The 3,799-nt window shown below is 55.9% G+C and carries 4 protein-coding genes; 3 read left to right on the forward strand and 1 reads right to left on the reverse strand.

What is annotated here, in order from left to right:
- Window positions 1-919 (forward strand): type II secretion system F family protein (locus ACXJ5O_RS21185; RefSeq protein ID WP_457301612.1); only part of this gene is annotated, 919 nt, incomplete at its 5' end.
- A gap of 67 nt (window positions 920-986) precedes the next feature.
- On the opposite strand, the gene ACXJ5O_RS21190 is transcribed toward ACXJ5O_RS21185, so the two are convergent.
- Window positions 987-1,820 (reverse strand): tetratricopeptide repeat protein, encoded by an 834-nt coding sequence (locus ACXJ5O_RS21190; protein ID WP_457301613.1) that lies wholly within the window; start codon window positions 1,818-1,820, stop codon window positions 987-989.
- 132 nt (window positions 1,821-1,952) lie between these two features.
- On the opposite strand from ACXJ5O_RS21190, the gene ACXJ5O_RS21195 reads away from it, so the two are divergent.
- Entirely contained in the window at window positions 1,953-3,323 is a 1,371-nt protein-coding gene (locus ACXJ5O_RS21195) for a leucyl aminopeptidase family protein (protein WP_457301614.1), read from the forward strand.
- Between the two features lie 66 nt (window positions 3,324-3,389).
- Complete coding sequence (locus tag ACXJ5O_RS21200; RefSeq protein WP_457301615.1) at window positions 3,390-3,740, forward strand: MarR family transcriptional regulator; 351 nt, start codon at window positions 3,390-3,392, stop codon at window positions 3,738-3,740.
- The last annotated feature ends 59 nt before the right edge of the window (window positions 3,741-3,799 follow it).

Raw genomic sequence — 3,799 nt, forward strand, 5'->3', positions numbered from 1 at the left:
GCTGTCGGGGGCGGGGCTTAAAACGCGCATGAAATCGGTTGCTCTTGAGCGTGACCAGATCAGGTCGCGCGAAAGGTCACGTCTTGCTTCGGAAAGCGATAGCAGACGCAAGAACGGCAAGTCCCTGCGGCTAACGGAACGGCAAGGCGTACGCCAGTTTGTCGAAAGACTGGATCTGCAACGGGCACTCGCTGACGAAAAGACGCTCGCCGCGCTGCGCATGGCCGGCTTTCGGGGACAGAACGCTCTGAATATCTTTCTGGCGGCACGGTTTGGCCTGCCATTTATTACGCTCGCTCTTGCGGTTCTCTATGTTTTCGGCTTGGACGGCCTTGCGGATAAATCGACGCTTATTCGGTTGGCGGCGTGCTTTGCCGGCGCGTATGTTGGCTTCTATCTGCCAAATCTCTATGTGAGAAATGTTGCTGGCAAGCGAAAGCAATCCATACAAATGGCATGGCCCGATGCTCTGGACCTGTTGTTGATCTGTGTGGAGTCGGGCATGTCGATCGAAGCCGCTTTCAAAAAGGTATCGGAAGAGATCGGCGTTCAGTCGGGCGAGCTGGCTGAGGAGCTGGTCCTGACAAATGCGGAACTTTCGTTCTTGCCGGAGCGGCGCCAAGCCTATGACAATCTTGCGATCCGCACAGGGCTCGAAACCGTAAAGTCCGTGGTACAGGCGCTGGTTCAATCGGAACGTTACGGCACGTCGATCGGCACTGCCTTGCGCGTTCTATCCGACGAGAGCCGCGAGATGCGTTTGATGGCGGCCGAAAAGAAGGCTGCGGCACTGCCGCCAAAGCTGACAGTTCCAATGATCCTCTTTCTGCTTCCCGTGTTGTTCTGCGTCATTCTGGGACCTGCCGTCATTCAAGTACAGGCTCAGGGTGGCATATTCGGCCCCGCAACGCCAAAATAACTACTTCATTTGGTTCGTGAAAAAGCCGCCTGACTGGGCGGCTGTTTTGCTGTGTCGGACGAAACGATCAGCTCTTGGGCTGCTTCTTGTCTTTCAGCATGTTCCATGAATTTTGTTGCGACAACATCGACCGCAGATATCGCACGTTGGTCTGCGCCTGCTGGGGCGAAAGTTCCTGTTTGGCGATATTCTCGGCTTCGTCAAAACGCCCCTGCAGCCCAACGACAAGTGCAAGGTTCTGCCGCACGCGGCTGTCAGAACCCTTCGCATTCACGGCCTGGCGCATATATTGTTCGGCAGTGGCCAATTCCCCCGAGAGGACGTAGGACATGCCCATGTTGGACAGGATCGAAGCTTCGTTTGGACTAATGATCAGTGCCTGCTTGTAGAGATCACGAGCTTCGCCCGTCTTGCCCATTTGATCGAGGATGGCACCTTCCGCCGAGAGCAGTTTCCAATCCGGGTATTCCGGCGTCTGGGCGCGGCGTAGCGCGTCGAGAGCCGCGTCGAACTCGCCTGTGCTGGCGAGCGCTTTGCCATAGGCGGCGAGCACCTGGCGATCTTTCGGGTAGGCAATGGCGAGGCTTCGCATCACGGCGAGAGCCTGATCGCTGCGACCGGTCATGCGCAAGACAGTGGAAAAATTCAGCGCCGCAGATCTGTCTTTGGGATTTGCTTCGTAGCGCTTGCCGAGGCTGGACGAAGCCTGCATCAGCTGTTCCTGGTTCATCTGATCGAAATTGCCAGCGGGAAGCGTGTCGGTGGTAGTGGCGGCCGGGGTGATCGATCCTGTCGTCGTCTTGTCGGTGGTTGTGCAGCCGGAAATTCCGGAGGCCAACGCGACAATTGCAACAGCATAAATGAAGCGGCGATTACATTGAATAATGCCAACGCTTGTCATAGTTTGCCCCATCCGCAGCACAAATCACCTGTGCGTTAACCATTTCCTTGGCTTAGAAATATTCTGTTAACCCTAACGGACGGTTAATGACCTGAGGGTGCGGTACAAAAGTACGAGCGAGAAGAGAACGTTATGGCTAGTGATATCAAAGTTGGAACAATGGCAGGCAGCAAGCCGATCTGGTTCGTGAAAAAAGGCGAATTGGAAGATGCCGGCCTCGATAGTACTGCCCTTGCATGGGCGAAAGCCAATGGGTTTGATGGCCAGGCTGCCCGTGTTCTTGTTGTTCCGGGGGAGAACGGCGACGTTGCGGGTGCTCTGTTCGGCATTGGCAAGGACGATATCCGGCTCGTTGCCGGCAAGCTGGCCAGTGCGTTGCCAAAAGGGGACTGGTACATTGCGAGCCCAGTCAGCGAGCCAGATCTCACTGCTTTGGCGTTTCTCCTCGGAGGTTATAAATTTACGCGCTACACGAAAAAAGATGATGCTGAAGTCACGCTTTCGACACCCAAGGGCGCCGATGAGACGGATGTGAAACGGCTCGCCAAGGCCGTCACGCTGGCACGGGATCTTATTAACACGCCGACCAACGATATGGGCCCCGTAGCGCTGGAAGCAGCGGTACGAAACGTTGCCGAAGAACACAAGGCAACGTTCAGCGTGATCAAGGGCGATGATCTGTTGAAAAAGAATCTCCCCATGATCCACGCGGTAGGACGGGCAGGAAGCCAGGAACCTCGCCTGATCGATTTTGCATGGGGCAACAAAAATGCGCCAAAGGTAACACTGGTCGGCAAAGGCGTTTGCTTCGACACAGGCGGTTTGGATATAAAGCCTTCGAGCGGCATGCTCCTGATGAAAAAGGATATGGGCGGCGCGGCCAACGTGCTGGCGCTGGCTGGACTGATCATGGATGCAAGGCTGCCGATCAGGTTGCGTGTACTGATACCGGCGGTCGAAAATTCGATTTCGGCCAATGCGTTTCGCCCTGGAGACATATTGACCAGCCGCAAGGGCCTGACCGTCGAGATCGGGAATACTGATGCAGAGGGACGCTTGATCCTCGCGGATGCGCTTGCATTGGCTGATGACGACGAGCCGGAAATCCTCATCGACATGGCTACCCTGACCGGCGCAGCACGTGTCGCGCTGGGCCCGGATTTGCCGCCCTTCTATACCAATGATGATGGATTTGCTTCGGAGGTCGCGGTCTCCGCAGATGCGGTTGCCGATCCCGTATGGCGCATGCCCCTTTGGCAACCCTATGACGCCAGACTCTCTTCCCGTGTCGCCGATATCAACAATGTCACCTCTGACGGTTTTGCCGGATCGATCACTGCGGCACTATTCCTGCAACGCTTCGTCGGCAAGGCGAAGGTCTGGGCGCATTTCGATATTTTCGGCTGGAACCCGGTGGAGAAGCCGCACGCTCCGATTGGAGGCGAGGCACAGGCTATCCGCGCACTTTACCATCTTCTTAAAGAGCGTTACCCGAGCAAATGATTGCCTTGCGTGGTTCGATGCAACGGCTAGAATGGAACGGAGCCGAAATGATCGCGGGTGACGTTCATGAATATAGAGCTGAGACCGCTTCAGGCACTGACATTGTGGAAGGAAATTGCGCTGTCGGAGGTGCGCGACGATGCCCATGATCTTACGATGCGACAGCTGGCCGTACTTCTGACGGTTTATCTCGAACAGCCGCCGCACACGATACGGGGCATGGCGGCAAAGCTCGGTGTAACAAAACCCGTCATCACTCGCGCTCTCGACACAATGGGATCCTACGGTTTGGTCGATCGACACCGCGATGAGAAGGACAAGCGCAATGTTCTCGTCAAGAGAACGGTAAAAGGTGCGCTGTATGTTGAAAGGCTCGGCGACCTGATTATCGCCAAAGCAAGAGGATTGCCGCTTTGAAAGCTGAAAATCTCGACAAGCGGCTGAACGCATTCCGCCCCGATCTTGCTGACGAAAGC

The organism is Phyllobacterium sp. P5_D12 (assembly GCF_054049495.1).

Coding starts and splice junctions, on each gene's coding strand:
- ACXJ5O_RS21195 (WP_457301614.1), top strand. CDS start 1,953: ATGGCTAGTGATATCAAAGTTGGAACAATGGCAGGCAGCAAGCCGATC.
- ACXJ5O_RS21200 (WP_457301615.1), top strand. CDS start 3,390: ATGAATATAGAGCTGAGACCGCTTCAGGCACTGACATTGTGGAAGGAA.
- ACXJ5O_RS21190 (WP_457301613.1), bottom strand. CDS start 1,820: ATGACAAGCGTTGGCATTATTCAATGTAATCGCCGCTTCATTTATGCT.